This window comes from uncultured Gemmiger sp. (assembly GCF_934561205.1).
GTDB lineage: Bacteria > Bacillota > Clostridia > Oscillospirales > Ruminococcaceae > Gemmiger.
The window spans coordinates 40500-58107 of record NZ_CAKTFU010000012.1 but is presented as its reverse complement, the minus strand read 5'-3'; the positions used below and the strand labels follow the sequence as shown (position 1 = coordinate 58107).

The following is a 17608-nucleotide window of genomic DNA, read 5'->3' as shown; positions in this document are numbered from 1 at the left end:
TAACGGTTTTTTGCGGCGGGTGTTACAAAAAAGCCCGCAAAAGTGCGGGCGGAGTTTACAGCATATGTTTTTTGTGCAGGATCCAGGCGGCAAAGATGCAGGTGACGAGCGTAAGAAAAACGATGATGAAAAATCCCGCAGGGGTACGCGCGAAGGGCATACCCTCGGTGGCGACGTTCATGCCGTACAGGCCGCTGATGACGGTGGGCACGGCCATCAGCAGGGTGATGCTGGTCAGGTATTTCATGGCGGTGTTCATGCGGTTGTCCAGAATGGAGCTGAACAGCTCACGCGTACCTTTGATATCGTCGCGGTAGATGCCGGTCATCTCAATGGCCTGGCGGATCTCAACGATGACGTCGTCCAGCAGCTCGCGGTCGTCGGGATATTGTTCCAGCCGCTTGTAGCGGGTCAGGCGGTCCAGCACGGTGGCGTTGGCGCGCAGCGAGGTCGCGAAGTACACCAGCGTGGATTCCAGCCCGTGCAGCTCCATCAGGTCGCTGTCGCGCAGGTCGCCGGCCAGGTTTTTCTCAATGGCCATGCGGCGGCGGTCGATCAGGCGCAGCTCCTGCTGATACATGGTGGCCGCGCGGTACAAAAGCTGGTAGACGAAGCGCATTTTTTTGCGGGTCGAAAACCCGCGCACACGGCAGGCGGCAAAGTCGGCCAGCACGGGGGTGTCGGCGCTGCACACCGTGACGATGACCTGCTGGGTCAGCAAAATGCCCAGAGGAATGGTGGTGTACACACCCTCGGCCGCGTCGGCGACCTTGACGGGGATATCCACGATGATCAAGGTGTAGCCGTCCTCCAGGCTGATGCGGGCAGATTCCTCAGGGTCGGTGGCGGCAAACAGGTCGGCAGGCTCAATGTCCAGCGTGGTCGCCACCTGCCGCACCTCGTTTTCGGTGGGGGAAGTCAGGCAGATCCAGACCCCCTCGTTCATATCGTCGGCGCGGGTCAGTAGTTTGTCCTGCGTGCGGTAAATTTTCATCATAGAAAGTCACACCCAAATCCGTAATATACGCTTATAGTATACGATGTTTGGCGCAAAACCGCAAGTAAAATCCTGCTGTGCGGCGTCTGAAAGGAAAAAGTATGACGTATGACCGCCGAAAACGTGCCTTTTTGCAAATTTTTGAAAAAACTTTGAAAAAGTGCTTGACATTTGGAGGGGTCGGTGGTATTATAATATACGTTCCGCGGCAAACGCGATGGACAAGCGCCGGTAGCTCAGCTGGATAGAGTGTCTGACTACGAATCAGAAGGTCGGGAGTTCGAGTCTCTTCCGGCGCACCAAGGTCACTTACGAAAGTAAGTGACCTTTTTCTTTTTGTAAAAAGCGGGATGGCTTGCGGTTGTGACTTTTTCGTGGTATAATAATACCACGAAAGGAGATGGTTTTGTGCCGGAGATTATTCCCATCCGCGATTTAAAAAACACAAATGGTATCTCACAGCGCTGCCATGAAACCCAAGAACCGATCTTTGTAACCAAAAACGGGTACGGCGATATGGTCATTATGAGCATGGAAGCCTATGAGCGTCAGATGGTGATGAACGAGGTTTATGCAAAGCTGGCGGCAGCGGAGGCGCAGCACGAGATGGGCTTGGGACGTCCGCTGGCGGATATCCTGCGGGAAACGGGCGAGAAGTATGGCGTATAAGGTTTTTATGCTTCCCGCTGCGGAGGAGGATTACCGGGAAATTCTGCAATATTTTGAAAAACAGTATGATTCCCGGCAGGCGATTCAGGGCTTTGTAAAAGAGTTTGGGGAGATTCTGCCCCGGCTTTCGGAAATGCCGACGATGTATGGGTATTCCCGCGATGAAGGGCTTCGGCTGCGCGGATATCGAAAATTTCTGGTCGGCAAATTTGTGGCACTGTTCAAAATTGACGAGCCAAAAACCACCGTGGAAATCTACCGAATTTTCCACGGGTCGCAAAATTATGAGAAGTACCTGTAACGCGGTGCGGGATGGCTTGCATTTTGCGCGCAAAGGACTATAATATAAGCCAAACAAAGCAAAGGAGTGCCGAACCATGAACCAACGTATTGTGCGGGTGCGCGCCGCCATGCAGGCGCAGGGGCTGACCCAGATTCTTGTGTCTGACCCCAAAAGTGTGTGGTATCTGACGGGTGTGGAGGTCGAGCCGTATGAACGGCTGCTGGCCTTGTATCTGCCGCTAAACGGCGAACCTACGCTGTTTTTGAACCGTCTGTTCAACGTGCCGAACCCGCCCTGCAAGGCGGTGTGGCACGACGATGCGCAGGACCCCGTGGCGCAGATCGCCGCTGTGGTCAACACCGCCGAGACTCTGGGCATTGACAAGGAGTGGCCGGCCAAATTTTTGATCCCCCTGATGCAGCGCTGCCACGGCATGGACGTGGTGCTGGCCAGCGACTGCGTGGACGACTGCCGTGCCTGCAAGGACGAGACCGAGCAGACCCTGATGCGCGAGGCCAGCCGCATCAATGACGAGGTCAACGCCGCCGTAAAGCAGTATATCCGCGTAGGCATGACAGAAAAGCAGGCCGCCCGCTTTGTGGACGAGCAGTACCTTGCCCACGGGTGCGAGGGCAACAGCTTTACGACCATTGTCTCCTTTGGCGCCAACGCCGCCGACCCCCACCACGAGCCGGACGACACCGTTTTGCAGCCCGGCCAGTGCGTGCTGGTGGACATGGGCTGCCGCAAAAACCGCTATTGCAGCGACATGACCCGCACCTGGTTTGCGGGTACCCCCACCGAAAAACAGGCCGCCGTGCACGACCTTGTGCGCCGCGCCAACCTGGCCGCCGAGGCGCTGGTAAAGCCCGGTGTGCGGCTGTGCGATGTGGACGCCGCCGCGCGGCAGGTGATCGCACAGGCAGGGTACGGGCCGTATTTTAACCATCGGCTGGGGCATTTTATCGGCCAGACCGACCACGAAAAGGGCGATGTCAGCAGCGCCAACACGGCGGTAGCCAAGCCGGGCATGATATTTTCCATCGAGCCGGGGATTTATCTGCCGGGAGAGTTCGGTGTGCGCATTGAGGACCTGGTCTTGGTGACCGAGACGGGATGCGAGGTTTTGAACCGAGAGGACAAAAACTGGGCGTGCGTAGGGAATGACGAATTAGATAATAGATAAAAGATAATAGATAATAAATAAGGTGGAGTTTGCGCCGTGCGGCGCAAACAAAACAAAGAGGGACGCTGCCGTGGGCAGCGTCCCTCTTTGTTATTTATTTTTACCGCCCTTTGCGCGTCAGCTGCAGCACCTCCACCGTGATGTCGTCCTGTCGGTCTCCTGCGCGGCGCACGGCGGCGTCGGCAATGGTTTCGGCGGCGCGGTCGGGGGTGTGGTCCAGCTTGGCGCAAAGCTGCAGCTGCTGCAAAAGCCACTCGCTGCCGTCGGTCAAAACGCCGTCGCTGACCAGCACCACCCAGTCCCCGCTGTCCAGCGAAAACGCCGTGCTGCGCCCCACCAGCGTGTCCACCACGCCCATGGGCAGGCTGTTGCCCTCCAATGCGTAGGGCGTGCCGCCGCGCACCACAAAGCTGGGCGCCGCCCCCGCCTTGAACAGTCCTGCCCGCCCCGTGTACAGATCCACCGTGAGCAGGTCCAGCGTTGCGCCGGATTCGCGGTCGGCGCTTTTCAGGTTCAGCGCCACGTTGACAAGCCGCGCGGCACTTTCGGCGGCAAAGCCCGCGCGCAAAAGCTGGGCGGTCAGCTTGGCGGCCATGCGTCCGTCCACGGCGGCGGGGCGGCCCGTGCCCATGCCGTCGCACAAAAGCATCTGCGCCCGCCCGGCGGTGTCGCAAAACTGGTCAAAGGCGTCCCCGCTGACCGTCTGCCCCTTGGCGGGGCGGGACGCTGCGCCGAACTGCACGGCAAACAGCGGGCGCTCGCTGAAGGTGAGCGTTGTCACCGTGCGGCAGTGGGAAATTTCCGGCAGGGCCATGTCACGGCGGCACAGGCGGCTGATTTCTGCCGTTAAAGCGTCGGATTCTGTTTCGGTAAAGCGGGTGCGCGGCAGGGTGACGGTAAGGCTGAGCCGCCCTGTCAGGTCGGTGGCGGCGCAGCATTCCAGCGTTTCCAGACCCAGCTCGGCAAAAAAGCGGGCGACCTTTTCCCCGCGGCGCGGGTCGGGCAGCCCCGCCTGGCTCAATTTGGCCGAAAGCTGCGCCAGTGCCCCCGCCAGTGCGCTGTACTGCTCGGTCAGGGCGGTGCGCAGCATGGCGGCCCGCGCCCGCGTCTGGCGGCGGCTGCGCCACAGCCGATACCCGTGGTTGGCGGCCAGGCACAGGTCGCCCGGGTGGATGCAGGACGAAAGCTGCCCCGGCAGGTTTTCGACCTCGACCTTGCCCTGTGTTTCCAGCGTGGGCTTGAGCTGGTACAGCCCGTCCATGGCGGTGGAATACCCGCGCACCCAGCACGCGCTGCGGCGGGTACAGCCCTGGCAGGTGGTGCGGGCGACATGCTCGACCACGAAGTCGAAGTTTTCGCCCTTGGGCGGGGCCTGGCGGTCACAGACGGCGGTGACGGTGTCGGCAATGTCGCTCAGGGCGTCGGCCACCCCCGCCAAACGGCGGGCGGCGCCGTTCAGCGGCTGGGTCTGCAGGGGCGGCGCGGGCGGCGGAAACAACCCCTGCAGCAGGGCTTGCGGCAGTGCCAGGGCGGCCGCAAGCCCCGCACCTGCGGCGGTGGCCAGCGGCAGCAGGGCGGAAAGCTCCGGCAGGGCCAGTGCCCCCACACCGCACCCTGCCGCAAACGCGGCGGCACAGCGGCGGCGGTCCCCGTGGAACATACAGCCCGCTGCCAGCCCGCCCAGCGCCACGGCACAGGCGGCGGGGCACAGGGTACGGTCGGCGGCAGTCAGCGCCGCGCAAAAGGCGATGCACAAAACGGCGGTCTGCTCCAAGGTGCCGTACACCGCACAGCAGAACACGGCGGCGGCAAACAGGGCCAGACCCGGCGCAAAGGCGGCTGCGGCAAAACGCTGCGCACAGCAGGCGGCGACCGCCAGCGCCAGACACAGCCCCTTGGGCTGCTGCAGCGGTAATTTGGCAAACCCCGCGCCCAGCAGGGCGGCCAGCAGGGCCGTGCAAAGCAGCCCTGCCACCTCGGACGGGGCGACCGAGCCGCGCAAAAACCAGAAAACAAGCGGTATGGCCGCCAGCACGGTAAGCCCCGCCCCGACGGCTGCGCGCCGATTGTTTACGGTACAGCGTATTATTGCGGCGCAAAGCGTGCTGCCCGCCAGTGCAATGCCCAAAATGCCCGGCTGCAGCAGCAGGGAGGACGTGGCCGCCCCCAGCCCCGCCGCCAAGGCGTATCCCGACGGGCAGCCCAGCACAAGGGCCGGCCCGAACGGTGCCGCCCCGCCGTACACCTGCCCGGCCCCCAGCAAAGCACCCCCTGCCGCCGACGCGGCCTGCCACAGCCACACCGAGGTGCGAACCCCCGGCACCCACCGCGCGGACGGCGCACCCCCCGCCGAAAGCCGCAGCCGCTGCCTGGTAAAAACAGCCATACAAATGCCCCCTTTATTGGTATGTTGGTTACGGGAAAACTATACCATGCGGGGGATGTTTTTTTGGTGGAAATATGAGGGCTGCGAAGAGTTGAGAGTTAAGAGTTTAGAGTTTAGATAGGGTGTGTCCGCTAGGCGAACACGGTTTTATGGGGGCGGTTTGTTTTTGTTGCTGCGGTATTTCCGGCAGGTTTGTAGGGGACGCATATATGCGTCCCGTGCAGTTTGCCCGTCAGGTCGATTTGCCGGGATGGCTGCGGCGGGCGGCATATATGCCGCCCCTACGGAGTACCCGTTATGTTGTTGCAGCCGTAAGGCGGCAAGGAGGGGTCAAGACCCCTCCCTACATTACTACCCAGAAAAGAGCTTTTTGGGGTGACAGCTTCCCCCAGAGGGGGAAGCCATAGAGGTGGTTTACCATCCTAAAAACTATACAAACCGTATAACTGCCCCTAAAATTATACAAAAAGTCCATAACTTAAATAAAGCCCCCGAAAATCGGGAGCTTTTATACAAAATGTTGAAGTTTTGGGGTCGTTTTACAAATAGCTCATTTCTTCGCGCCGCTGGGTGACAAGGGCGGGGTTATCCAGCACGGCACCCGCGCCCAGCGCCACGCAGTCCAGCGGACTTTCGGCAATGTGGACGTCAATGCCCGTTTCGTTGCGGATCAGGGTATCCAGCCCGCGCAGCAGCGCGCCGCCGCCCGAAAGCATAATGCCGCGGTCGATGATATCGCTGGAAAGCTCGGGCGGGGTGGATTCCAGCGTGTCCTTGATGGCATCCACGATGCGCATCAGGCAGTCGGACATGGCGTCGCGCACCTCGTCGGAGCGGATCATAATGTCCTTGGGCAGGCCGTCCACCAAATTGCGCCCCTTGATCTCCATACCGGTTTCGGGGTCCTGCGGGCAGGCGGAGCCGATCTCAATTTTAATTTGCTCGGCGGTGCGCTCGCCCACCAGCAGGTTGTATTTGCGCTTGATAAAGGCAATGATGCTCTGGTCCAGCGCGTCGCCGGCGCAGCGCACACTGCGGCTGGACACCGTGCCCGACAGGCTGATGACAGCCACCTCGGCGGTGCCGCCGCCGATATCCACGATCATGCTGCCCACGGCGTCGGTGGTGGGCAGACCCGCACCGATGGCGGCGGCCATCGGCTCCTCGATGACGGTGACCTGGCGCGCGCCCGCCTTGGCGGCGGCCTGGCGCACGGCGCGGCGCTCGACCTCGGTGACGCCGGACGGCACGCAGATGACCACGCGCGGGTGGGCCAGCAGTGTGTTGCCGCAGGCCTGGCGGATAAAGCTCTGCAGCATGGCGGCGGTGATGTCAAAGTCGGCAATGACGCCGTCCTTTAAGGGGCGCACCGCCACAATGGAGCCGGGCGCACGGCCGATGACCGCCTTGGCCTCCTTGCCGACGCAGCGCACGCGCAGCTCGTCGGTGCGCGGGTCGACCGCCACAACGCTTGGCTCGCGCATGATGATGCCGCGCCCCTTCATGTACACAAGGGTATTGGCGGTACCCAGATCAATGCCGATATCTTTGGTAAACATAGTGCGAAATCTCCCGATAAAACGTGTAAAAAACTGCGTAAAACGACCCATGGCGGCCTCCCCCGATGCGGGGCGGCCCTTAGCCCAGACGCTGCAAAAGCGCGGCGGTGCGGTAAACGGGCAGCCCCATAATGTTGTAGTAGCAGCCCTCTATGCCGGTACACCACAGCGCGGCGTGCCCCTGAATGGCGTAGCCGCCCGCCTTGTCGTAAGGTTCGGGCGTGCGCACATAGCGCAGCAGGTCGGCCTCGTCGATGGGGGCAAAGTGCACGGTGGTCGTCTCGGCACAGGCGAGTTTATGCCCGTTTTGGCAGACACAGACCCCCGTGTGCACCCTGTGGCTGCGCCCCGAAAGCGCGCGCAGCATACGCAGGGCGTCGGCTTCGTCGTGCGGCTTGCCGAAAACCGCGCCGTCACATTCCACCACGGTGTCAAACCCGCAGACGGTGTCCGTCGGGTGGGCGGCGGCGACGGCCTCGGCTTTGGCGGTGGCCAGGCTTTGCGCCAGATGCGCCGGGGTGTCGGCGGCGATCTCGCTTTCGTCCACGTCGGAGGTGATGACGGTGTAGTCCCGGGTGATCAGCGCCATCAGTTCACGGCGGCGCGGGCTGCCGGAGGCTAAAATCAAGGCCATAGAGGATTGCTTCCTTTCTAAACCAGTATACAGGGGCGGGGTGTCGAAACGGCACGATGCGGGGCGAGACTGGAAAATTTTGGTAATTACAGCTTGCCCGTGGAGCCGAACCCGCCCGCACCGCGCTGGGAGTCGGACAGTTCCTCGGCGGGGGCAAAGTTTGCCTGCCACACGGGGGCGATGCACAGCTGGGCGACGCGCTCACCGGGCTGGATGGTGTAGCTTTCGGTGGAAAGATTAACCATAGGTACGCGCAATTCGCCGCGGTAGTCGCTGTCGATCACGCCGACGCCGTTGGCCATGCAGACACCGTGCTTGATGGACAGACCGCTGCGGGCATACACCAGCGCAACGCAGCCGGCGTCGGGCAGTTCGATGGCAAGGCCGGTGGGGATCAGGGCGCGCTGCATCGGGGCAAGGGTGAGCGGCGCGTCCAGCAAAGCGCACAGATCGGCCGCTGCCGCGCCGGGCGTGGCGTAAGCAGGGACCTGGGCGCGGGGGTCAAGTTTTTTGTATTTTACGGTAGGGGACATGGGGGACCTCCGAATTTTAAGATAATAGATAAAAGATAATAGATAAAAATTATGGTGGCGCGCCGCGCAGCGGCGCTGAAATTTTGTTTTTTGCCGCTGCGCGGAAAAAAACACCACCTTATTTATTATCTTTTATCTTTTCATTTTTATCTAACTAAAATTTTTACAATAAAAATTTTAGTTATTTGTATAGTATAGCCCTCTGGTGAACTCCGCGTCAAAGGGTTGGCGGGCAAAAAGGGCTGCCAATATCTGGGCGGCGCGGGCGGGGGATTCGGTGGTGAAGGCGGCAACCGCGTAATCCACGGGCATTTCGGTCAGGCGTTCGCCCATATAAAGCGGTACGGGGTTGAACACCGTGCGCAGTCCCGCACCGCCGGGGGCGGAGCAGGTCACCGTGAAATCCCGCCCCTTGCGGTCGCGCAGGGTGCCGCCGCCCGTACATTCGGCGCAGGTGTGCACATTGCGCAGCGGGCAGGCGCGGGTCAGCATCAGCGGCAGGTGGCCGTAGCAAAGGGCGGCCGTCGGTACACCGGGGGCAACCTCCTGCATGGCGGAAAGCGCGGTTTCGGGCTGCAAGAGCATCCCCTGCAAGCCCAGCGCCGCATAGCGGGCGGCGCTCATCGGGTTGGTGACATTCAAGCCTAAACCGCCGTACTTACGCCAATTTTTTGTGTAGCGCAGCTGGGCGGGGTTGTTGATGACCAGCCCGCCGAACTCGTCTGGGTCAAGCGAAGCCACGGCGGCCGCGGTCTTTGCCTCGGCAGCGCCAAAGGTGATGCGCGGCAATTCCAGCAGTGTCTTTTTGCGCCAGGCGGCGGGCACGGCGGCGGCCTCGCTTAAGGGAAACACCAGCAGGCTCAGCGGCTCGGCGTATTCGGCGGGGCACTGGGCCACCGTGGCAAACCGCGCCATCAGCGCGGGCAAGGCGCCGACGGGGTGGGCGGCAAAATCGGGCAGGGTGTAGGGCTGCACGGCGTGGGGCGCGGCGGCGCTGCGCTTTTGCAGCAGCTTATCCAGCGCGTCGCGGCGCAGCTCGTTCCAGGCAGAACCCGGCAAAAAGCCGGGGTCATCGGTTTTGACGGCAAGCTCCGCCATCACAAACGGGGTGCCGCCGGTCTTGGCCAGCGCGCGCTCGATGCCCGGCAGCGGGTCCTTTTGGGCGGGCTGCGGCTCGTCGGCGCTGTACAAAATGACCTTGTTGCCGTCCTCGTCGGCGGCGGTCAGCTTGATGCCCCCGTCCTCGACACCGCCCTCCAGCGTGTAGTGCACGGGTACGCGGGGCAGTTCGCGGCGGAACAGCTCGCGCGCCTTGGGCGCGGCGGCCTTGGTGGCGGCGGCGTCGGCCTCGGTGCGCACACCGAACATCGCGCCGTCGTTGCGGTTGCGCAGGTAGCCGTCGGTAAAGCCGGAACGGGAGAAGATATCCCGCACCAGCTGCTCGTCATAGGGCTGCCCCTCGCGCGCGCAGCGGCAGGCCGTCACGGCTGCGGCGGCGTATTCCGGTGTGCGCAGGCGGCCTTCGATCTTTACGCTGGCAACGCCCGCGTCCGTCAAATCCCTGAGGTAGGGAATTAAATCCATATCCTTCAGGCTCAAATGGCAGGCTTTGCCCGGCTTGCCGGGGCGCAGCGCGGGCGAGGCGTCAAACGGCAGGCGGCAAGGCCCGGCGCAGGCACCGCGGTTGCCGCTGCGTCCGCCCAGAAAGGCGCTCATCATGCACTGGCCGCTCACGCTCATGCACAGCGCACCGTGGATAAACACCTCCACCTCAATGGGGCTGGCGGCGCAGACATCGCGGATCTCCTGCAGGGACAATTCGCGCGCAAGGATCACGCGGTCGTAGCCCAGCTCTGCCAGCTCTCTGGCACCTTCGGGCGTATGGATGCTCATCTGGGTGGAGCCGTGCAGATGCAGCGTGGGCGCGATGCTTTTGATCAGCTGCGCGGCGGCAAGGTCGTCGGAAATGACGGCGTCGGCGCCCGCCTCGGCCACGGCGCGCACGGCATCGGCCAGGCCGGGCAGCTCCCTGCCGTAGACCAGCGTGTTTAAGGTCACATGGACCTTTACGCCCCGCGCATGGCAGAACTGCACCGCCTCGCGCAGCTCGTCGGGGGTAAAGTTGCCCGCCGTGCGGCGGGCGTTAAAGCCTGTCAGCCCCAGATAAACAGCATCAGCGCCGCTGAAAACAGCAGCGCTGAGCATCTCACGATTTCCTGCCGGGGCTAAAATTTCCGGCGCGCGGCTCACAGTTCTTCCTGTTCCGGCTTGGGGTCAAGCTCGGCGTCGGGGTAGTTCATGCGGCGCTTCAGCTCGTCGATGCGGCGCTGCAGGCTGGCGTTTTCACGGCGCAGCTCCTCGGCGGCCATCTTGGAGGTGGCGGCGTCCTCCAGATAGTTTTTGATCTGGCGGCGCATATTGTCGGCGCTGCCGCTGGCCTTTTCCAGCTCGTCACGGTAGGACAGGGCGGTCATAACGGCAGCGGTGGTAATGCTGACGGTCTTGGAGGACGACATCAGCTCGTTCATATCCAAATTCAGGCGGTCCGCCAGATTCTGCATATACTCGGCGCTCTCGGTAGTGTTGACAACATAACTGGAACCGCAAATTTCCAGCCGCACCTTGGAAGTGGTCATGCCCATGATAAGATTGAACTCCTCTCGAAAATGTGTGTAATGTCTGCCGACACGCGGCGGGGCAATCTTATAGATTAAGATTATTGTAATACAAATTCACTGCAAAAGAAAGACCTTTTTTATGAAAATTAAGGAATTTCTTTAAGAAACAGGCAAATTTTGCTTGCGCAAACGGCAAGGATTGGCTATAATTGGTAATGTGGCGCAAAACCACATGGCATTGCAAAAATCGGAAACATCCGAATGGCAGCCAATCAGGGAGGAGAAACGATTTTGAAATACACGAAACGCGAGTTTGAAAAACTGCTCAAAGACAAGCTGATGAGCGAGTGCAACGTCACGCTGGATACGGCCTCCGCCGACCAGATCTACCGCTGCCTGGCAGGTGTTACCCGCCAGATCATGTCCGACAAGCAGAAACGTTTCCAGTCTAAAACGCTGGGTGAGGGCAAAAAGCAGGTCTATTACCTCTGCATGGAGTTCCTGATGGGCCGCAGCCTGCGCACCAGCTTGTTCAACCTCGGCCTGAACGAAGTGGCCGAGAGCGTCCTGGCCGACGCCGATATTAAGATCGATACCATCTATGACTGTGAGCCGGACGCCGGCCTTGGCAACGGCGGTCTGGGTCGTCTGGCTGCCTGCTATCTGGACGGCATGGCCACCGACTGCATCCCCGGCACCGGCTATTCCATCCTGTATGAGTACGGCATCTTCAAGCAGAAGATCGTGGACGGCTGGCAGCAGGAGACCGCCGACAACTGGCTGCCCGGCGGCCAGGTGTGGATCAAGAGCCACCCCGATCAGGCGCAGGAAATTCGCTTTGACGGCCAGGCCATCGAGACCTGGGAGGGCGGCTTCCACCACGTCAAGTACGAAAACTACAACTCCGTCATCGCCGTGCCCAACGATATGTACGTTGCCGGTTACGGCAGCGAGGGTGTCAGCAAGCTGCGCCTGTGGCAGGCCAAAGCCCCCAGCTTTGATATGAGCAGCTTCAACGCCGGCAACTACAACACCGCCATCAGCCAGTCTGCCTCTGCCGAGCTGATCTCCAAGATCCTGTACCCCAACGACAACCACACCGAGGGCAAGATCCTGCGTCTGCGCCAGCAGTATTTCTTCTCTGCCGCGTCCATTGCCGACATTCTGCAGAACCACCTGAACCAGTACGGCACGCTGGACAACCTGCCCGACAAGGTCGCTATCCAGCTCAACGATACCCACCCGACCGTTGCCATCCCCGAAATGATGCGCATCCTGCTGGATGAGTGCAGCTATGAGTGGGATGCAGCCTTCGACATCTGCCGCCGTGTGTTTGCCTACACCAACCACACCGTCATGAGCGAGGCGCTGGAAAAGTGGAACGCCGATATCTTCCGCTCCACGCTGCCCCGTATCTGGCAGATCGTCTGCGAGATGGACCGCCGCTGCCGCGCCGACTTGGCAAAGGCATTCCCCGGCGATCAGGGCAAGATCGACTATATGGCCATCGTAGGCGACAACCAGGTGCGCACCGCCAACATCTGCGCCTATGTCTGCCACGCCATCAACGGCGTTTCCAAGCTGCACAGCGAGATCATCAAGGACAGCGTGTTCCACGATTATTTCCTGTACAAGCCCAAGGCATTCACCAACGTCACCAACGGCATCGCCTACCGCCGCTGGCTGCTGGCCTCCAACCCCGGCCTGACCGACCTGCTGGAGGAAACCATCGGCGAGGGCTTTAAGACCGACGCCTCCGAGCTGAAAAAGCTGGAAAAATTTGTGGACGACAAGACCGTGCAGGAAAAGGCTGCCCAGGTCAAGCGCGCCAACAAGGTGATTTTTGCCAACTACCTGCAGAAAGCCACCGGTCAGGTCATCGACCCCGATTCCATCTTTGACTGCCAGGTCAAGCGTATGCACGAGTACAAGCGCCAGCATCTGAACGCGCTGAACATCGCTGCCGAGTACCTGTACCTGAAAAACAACCCCAACGCCGAGTTCACCCCCAAGACCTATATCTTCGGCGCCAAGGCTGCCCCCGGCTACTATATGGCCAAGCAGATGATCCGCATGATCTGCAAGCTGGGCAAGATGATCGACGAGGATCCCGCCGTGCGCGGCAAGCTGCGCGTGGTCTATCTGGAGGATTACTGCGTCACCCTGTCCGAGCGTCTGATGCCCGCCAGCGAAGTGTCCGAGCAGATCTCCCTGGCCGGCACCGAGGCTTCCGGCACCGGCAACATGAAGTTCATGCTGAACGGCGCGATCACGCTGGGCACGCTGGACGGCGCGAATGTTGAGATCGCCGACGCCGCCGGTCACGAAAACGAGATCATCTTCGGTATGCTGACCCCCGAGGTCAACGCGCTGAAGGGTATGGGCTACCATCCCAACGCCTTTATTCAGGGCGACAACACCGCTATGGCGGTGCTGGACCTGCTGGAAAAGGGCTGGAACGGCGAGAACTTTACCGAAATCACCAGCAACCTGCGCAACTCCGACCCGTATATGGTCATGGCGGACTTCAAGGATTACCGCCGCGCCCAGCACGATTTGCAGGAGCTGTACCGCAACAAGCAGAAGTGGAACCATATGAGCCTGATGAATATCGCCAACGCCGGTATCTTCAGCGCCGACCGTTCCATCATGGATTACTCGCGCGACATCTGGGGTGCCACGCCGGTGAAATAAGCCAAAATTGCTGCCAAAGCCGTGCCCCTGCGGGCACGGCTTTTTATTACAAAGGATCAAACCTATGTCGATTTACTTCAACAGCTACGATGCTGCTTACAAAACGCCGTTTGGCGCGGTGCCTGCCGGGCAGGAGGTCACGCTGCATCTGACCGTGCCCGAGGAGATGGGCTATGTGGACCCGCATCTGGTGCTGACCAAGGACCGCGAGCAGCCCGTGCATTACCGTATGCACTTTGACGGGCAGACCCCGCAGGTCAACCATTTCAGCATCACGGTGGCGCCGGGCACATCCGGGCTGTACTTCTACTATTTTGATTTGTACACCGATTTCCGCAAGATTTTCCGCGGTGCGGATAACGAGGGGGTGCTGAGCTGGACGGGCGGCGACTGCTGGCAGCTGACCGTGTATGAGCCGGATTTCCAAACCCCCGACTGGTTCAAAAACGGAACGATGTACCAGATTTTCCCCGACCGCTTCTGCGAGGGTGTTCCCGATAAGCCGATGCCCTTTGCCGACCGCATCTACCGCGCCGACAAAACCGGCGAGCCGTATTTCTGGCCCACCGAGTGGGACGACGGCTATCTGAATATGGACTACTACGGCGGCGATTTTGCGGGCATCCAACAAAAACTGCCGTACCTGCGTGATTTAGGTATAACCTGCATCTACCTGAACCCCATCTTTGAGGCCCACGCCAACCACCGCTACAACACGGCCAACTACCTCAAGGCCGACCCGCTGCTGGGCACCAACGAGGAATTTGCCGCCCTGTGCGCGGCGGCGGCCAAGCAGGGCATCCGCATTATTCTGGACGGTGTGTTCAGCCATACCGGCTCGGACTCGGTGTATTTTAACCGCGAAGGTCGTTACGGACCGGGCGGCGCGTACCGTGACCGCAATTCCCCCTACCGCAGCTGGTACGATTTTGATTCGGGCTATCCCGGCGGCTACCGCAGCTGGTGGGGCTTTGAGACCCTGCCCGAAGTGCAGGAGGAGGACCCCTCCTATGCGGAGTTTGTCTGCGGCAAGGGCGGTGTCATTGACACATGGCTCAACCTCGGCGCGTCGGGCTTCCGGCTGGACGTGGCGGACGAGCTGCCCGATGATTTCATCGAAAAAATTCGTACTGCCGTGAAATCTCACGGCGAGGACAAGCTGCTTCTGGGCGAAGTGTGGGAGGACGCCACCACCAAGGAGGCGTTCGGCCGCCGCCGCACCTACCTGCGCGGCAAAGGGCTGGACAGCGTGATGAACTACCCGTTCCGCAACGCGACGCTGTGCTACCTGCGCGGGGCAAGCGCCGCCGCCGTGGCAGGGGAGCTGATGTCCATCTGCGAAAATTACCCCGCCCCGGCGCTGAACTGCGCGATGAATTTCCTGTCCACCCACGACACCGAGCGCGCACTGACCGCCATTGCGGGCGAGCCTGCCAACGGGCGGGACCGCAACTGGCAGAGCAAGCGCCGCATTTCGCCCATGGAAATGGACGATGCTGTGCATAAATTGCTGCTGGGCTATGCGATGATCTACACGCTGCCGGGCGTACCGTGCATTTATTACGGCGACGAGATCGCCATGCAGGGTTACCGCGACCCCTTCAACCGCGCGTTCTATGACTGGAACTCCACCGAGCAGCGCCTGCGCGGGCCGCTGGCCACGCTGGCGCGTTTGCGCCGCGAGTGCGACGCCTTTGACGGCGGGCGGTTGGAGATCGTTTCCGCCAAGGGCGATGTTTTGCATTACCGCCGCATCGGCAAGACCCAGACGGCGGAAATTATCCTGAACCGCGGGCGGCACCTGATTGCCGAGCAGGCGTTCGGCAAATTTGCCGAGGTCAACCCCGGCGGGTTCACGGTTTTGGTGGAGGAAAACCACCCCGAACATGTGGGGTATTTTTCGGTGTATTAAAACGTGCCCAATTAGTGTACTTTCTTTGGACGCCCAAAGAAAGTACCAAAGAAAGGCGCCGCTACTTCCGAGGCGCGGGGCACGGCCAAGGGGCTACTCGCCCCTTGGAACCCCGAAGTTGTAGGTCACGGACGGGCGGGGCTAAAAAATCGTCAAGACACATTTTTTGACGCCCCGCCCACCCGCTCCCGTCTTACGGCTCCGCCGAAAAATTCACCACCCGGTAGGGGCGGGGCATGCCCCGCCCGCGACAAAACGGCAACGTGAACATTACGGGTTGGCTTGTAGGGGCGGCATATATGCCGCCCGCGGCAGCCACCCCGACAAACCGACCTAACGGGTAAACCCCACGGGACGCATATATGCGTCCCCTACAAACCTGACGAAAATGTCGGGCAACAACAAATAGGAATCGCCATTTATAATACCGTGTCCGCTTTGCGGACACACCAAATCTCAACTCTCCACTCTTAACTCTAGGCAGGGGCTTTACCGCCCCTGCTTTTTTCGCGCAGAATTTTACAATTCCCTGTATTGACATGTGAAATAAAAAACGATACAATGTTGACAAGAACTTGAATTCGTCCCGCAAAGGAGGCGTTTGTCTATGTGGTGGGATACAATTTTGTGGCTGGTGGCCATCGTGCTGTTTATTGCGGTCGAGGCCGCAACCACGGCGCTGGTGTCCGTGTGGTTTGCTATCGGTGCGGCGGCTGCCATGGCGGTCAGCTTTTTCTCGGTCTCGCTGGGGCTGCAGCTGCTGGTGTTCGCCATCGTTTCGGCGGTGGCGCTGGGCGTTATGGTGCCTTCTCTGGCAAAGCACCGCAAGGAGCATCAGCCGCCCGTCACCAACGGCTCGCCGCTGACCATCGGCAAGCAGGGCGTTGTGCTTACCGCCATTGAGCCGGGTCTGCCCGGCCGCGTGCGCGTCGATGGGCTGGACTGGCAGGCGAAAGCCGGTGTCGCCCTTGCCCCCGATACGCGCATTGTGGTAAACGCTGTGGACGGCGCGGTACTTATCGTCAGCCCGGTCACTGAAAAAACAACGGTATAACGAAAATAGGAGGGTCTATTATGCTGCTGGTCATTGCCATTCTCTTGGTCATTATCCTGATTCTTCTGGTGCGGTGCATCGTCATTGTGCCGCAGGCCAACGCCTACGTCACCGAGTGGCTGGGCGTCTACAAGGACACCTGGGGCGCGGGTCTGCATCTGCGCACCCCCTTTGTCGAGCGCGTTTCCCGCCGCGTTTCCTTAAAAGAGGAAGCCGCCGACTTCCCCCCGCAGCCCGTCATCACCCGCGACAACGTCACGATGATGATCGACACCGTCGTGTTCTTCCAGGTGTTTGACGCCAAAATGTACACCTACGGCGTCAACCGCCCCATTCAGGCCATCGAGAACCTGTCCGCCACCACGCTGCGCGACATCATCGGCTCGATGACGCTGGACGAAACGCTGACCAGCCGCGACCTCATCAACACCAAAATCACCGCCAGCCTTGACGAAGCCACCGACCGCTGGGGCATCAAGGTCAACCGCGTGGAGCTGAAAAACATCGAACCCCCCGTGGAGATCCGCCAGGCCATGGAAAAGCAGATGAAGGCTGACCGCGAAAAGCGCGCCTCCATCCTGCTGGCCGAGGGCGAAAAGCAGGCCGCCATCACCCGCGCCGAGGGCGAAAAGGAATCCGCCATCCTGCGCGCCGAGGCTGTCAAGCAGCAGCGCATCCGCGAGGCCGAAGGTGAGGCCGAGGCCCTGCTGACCGTGCAGAAGGCCCAGGCCGATGCCATCCGCATGATCAACGAGGCCAACCCCAACCACAACTATCTGGCCCTGCGCAGCATGGAAGCCATGGAAAAGGTGGCCGACGGCAAGGCCACCAAGCTGATCGTGCCCAGCGACATGCAGAACCTCGCCGCCACGGTTTCCGCTATCAAGGAAATCTCCGGCGAGACCGAATAATCTACAGACACCAAGCCGCCCCGCATTTAAGAGCGTTGACATAGGAAAACAAGCAGAAACCCAGTAAAATCAACGCTTTTAAGGGCAGAGGGCAAACAGGTTAGCTCAAAAATTGAATAACCAAGCGACAAAAGGGATGTTACCGCAAGGCAGCATCCCTTTTCGCATACGC

At 60.7% G+C, this 17608-nt stretch carries 14 protein-coding genes and 1 tRNA gene; 8 read left to right on the top strand and 7 right to left on the bottom strand.

The window, feature by feature from the left end:
- Positions 1-55: 55 nt before the first annotated feature.
- A complete protein-coding gene (locus tag Q0I19_RS08370; protein ID WP_294761419.1) occupies positions 56-997 on the bottom strand; it encodes a magnesium transporter CorA family protein in 942 nt (313 codons plus the stop codon).
- A gap of 225 nt (positions 998-1222) precedes the next feature.
- On the opposite strand from Q0I19_RS08370, the gene Q0I19_RS08365 reads away from it, so the two are divergent.
- The 4 genes from Q0I19_RS08365 to Q0I19_RS08350 all read left to right on the top strand — a co-directional run bounded on the left by Q0I19_RS08365 (position 1223) and on the right by Q0I19_RS08350 (position 3135).
- Positions 1223-1299 (top strand) — tRNA-Arg (locus Q0I19_RS08365).
- A gap of 106 nt (positions 1300-1405) precedes the next feature.
- Complete coding sequence (locus tag Q0I19_RS08360; RefSeq protein WP_294761421.1) at positions 1406-1666, top strand: type II toxin-antitoxin system Phd/YefM family antitoxin; 261 nt, start codon at positions 1406-1408, stop codon at positions 1664-1666.
- A complete protein-coding gene (locus tag Q0I19_RS08355) occupies positions 1656-1967 on the top strand; it encodes a type II toxin-antitoxin system RelE/ParE family toxin (protein ID WP_294761424.1) in 312 nt (103 codons plus the stop codon). The genes Q0I19_RS08360 and Q0I19_RS08355 overlap by 11 nt, the downstream gene beginning before the upstream one ends.
- Before the next feature lie 76 nt (positions 1968-2043).
- Positions 2044-3135: a Xaa-Pro peptidase family protein gene (locus Q0I19_RS08350; RefSeq protein ID WP_294761425.1), complete on the top strand. Its 1092-nt coding sequence runs from the start codon at positions 2044-2046 to the stop codon at positions 3133-3135.
- Between the two features lie 100 nt (positions 3136-3235).
- Here the strand turns inward: Q0I19_RS08350 and Q0I19_RS08345 are convergent, their stop codons facing one another.
- From Q0I19_RS08345 to Q0I19_RS08320, 6 genes are all read right to left on the bottom strand, one after another.
- A complete protein-coding gene (locus Q0I19_RS08345) occupies positions 3236-5521 on the bottom strand; it encodes a SpoIIE family protein phosphatase (protein WP_294761428.1) in 2286 nt (761 codons plus the stop codon).
- A gap of 539 nt (positions 5522-6060) precedes the next feature.
- Positions 6061-7080, bottom strand: a complete 1020-nt coding sequence (locus Q0I19_RS08340) for a rod shape-determining protein (RefSeq protein ID WP_294761430.1) — start codon at positions 7078-7080, stop codon at positions 6061-6063.
- A gap of 79 nt (positions 7081-7159) precedes the next feature.
- Positions 7160-7714, bottom strand: coding sequence for a Maf family protein (locus tag Q0I19_RS08335; RefSeq protein ID WP_294761433.1), 555 nt, complete (start codon positions 7712-7714; stop codon positions 7160-7162).
- Between the two features lie 86 nt (positions 7715-7800).
- Positions 7801-8247, bottom strand: coding sequence for a dUTP diphosphatase (dut, locus tag Q0I19_RS08330; protein WP_294761434.1), 447 nt, complete (start codon positions 8245-8247; stop codon positions 7801-7803).
- A gap of 177 nt (positions 8248-8424) precedes the next feature.
- Positions 8425-10497 (bottom strand): U32 family peptidase, encoded by a 2073-nt coding sequence (locus Q0I19_RS08325; protein WP_294761435.1) that lies wholly within the window; start codon positions 10495-10497, stop codon positions 8425-8427.
- Positions 10494-10889 (bottom strand): cell division protein ZapA, encoded by a 396-nt coding sequence (locus Q0I19_RS08320; protein WP_294761437.1) that lies wholly within the window; start codon positions 10887-10889, stop codon positions 10494-10496. The genes Q0I19_RS08325 and Q0I19_RS08320 overlap by 4 nt, the downstream gene beginning before the upstream one ends.
- A gap of 237 nt (positions 10890-11126) precedes the next feature.
- Here Q0I19_RS08320 and Q0I19_RS08315 point away from each other — a divergent pair, with 237 nt between their 5' ends.
- From Q0I19_RS08315 to Q0I19_RS08300, 4 genes are all read left to right on the top strand, one after another.
- Positions 11127-13559, top strand: coding sequence for a glycogen/starch/alpha-glucan phosphorylase (locus tag Q0I19_RS08315; protein ID WP_294761438.1), 2433 nt, complete (start codon positions 11127-11129; stop codon positions 13557-13559).
- Between the two features lie 64 nt (positions 13560-13623).
- Positions 13624-15471, top strand: coding sequence for a glycoside hydrolase family 13 protein (locus Q0I19_RS08310; protein ID WP_294761440.1), 1848 nt, complete (start codon positions 13624-13626; stop codon positions 15469-15471).
- A 607-nt stretch (positions 15472-16078) separates the two neighbouring features.
- Complete coding sequence (locus Q0I19_RS08305) at positions 16079-16525, top strand: NfeD family protein (protein ID WP_294761514.1); 447 nt, start codon at positions 16079-16081, stop codon at positions 16523-16525.
- A gap of 20 nt (positions 16526-16545) precedes the next feature.
- Positions 16546-17436 carry an SPFH domain-containing protein gene (locus Q0I19_RS08300; protein ID WP_294761517.1) on the top strand — a complete coding sequence of 297 codons (891 nt, stop codon included), beginning with the start codon at positions 16546-16548 and terminating at the stop codon, positions 17434-17436.
- The last annotated feature ends 172 nt before the right edge of the window (positions 17437-17608 follow it).

Coding starts and splice junctions, on each gene's coding strand:
- Q0I19_RS08340 (WP_294761430.1), bottom strand. CDS start 7,080: ATGTTTACCAAAGATATCGGCATTGATCTGGGTACCGCCAATACCCTT.
- Q0I19_RS08370 (WP_294761419.1), bottom strand. CDS start 997: ATGATGAAAATTTACCGCACGCAGGACAAACTACTGACCCGCGCCGAC.
- Q0I19_RS08305 (WP_294761514.1), top strand. CDS start 16,079: ATGTGGTGGGATACAATTTTGTGGCTGGTGGCCATCGTGCTGTTTATT.
- Q0I19_RS08350 (WP_294761425.1), top strand. CDS start 2,044: ATGAACCAACGTATTGTGCGGGTGCGCGCCGCCATGCAGGCGCAGGGG.
- dut (WP_294761434.1), bottom strand. CDS start 8,247: ATGTCCCCTACCGTAAAATACAAAAAACTTGACCCCCGCGCCCAGGTC.
- Q0I19_RS08315 (WP_294761438.1), top strand. CDS start 11,127: ATGGCAGCCAATCAGGGAGGAGAAACGATTTTGAAATACACGAAACGC.
- Q0I19_RS08300 (WP_294761517.1), top strand. CDS start 16,546: ATGCTGCTGGTCATTGCCATTCTCTTGGTCATTATCCTGATTCTTCTG.
- Q0I19_RS08320 (WP_294761437.1), bottom strand. CDS start 10,889: ATGGGCATGACCACTTCCAAGGTGCGGCTGGAAATTTGCGGTTCCAGT.
- Q0I19_RS08310 (WP_294761440.1), top strand. CDS start 13,624: ATGTCGATTTACTTCAACAGCTACGATGCTGCTTACAAAACGCCGTTT.
- Q0I19_RS08335 (WP_294761433.1), bottom strand. CDS start 7,714: ATGGCCTTGATTTTAGCCTCCGGCAGCCCGCGCCGCCGTGAACTGATG.
- Q0I19_RS08345 (WP_294761428.1), bottom strand. CDS start 5,521: ATGGCTGTTTTTACCAGGCAGCGGCTGCGGCTTTCGGCGGGGGGTGCG.
- Q0I19_RS08355 (WP_294761424.1), top strand. CDS start 1,656: ATGGCGTATAAGGTTTTTATGCTTCCCGCTGCGGAGGAGGATTACCGG.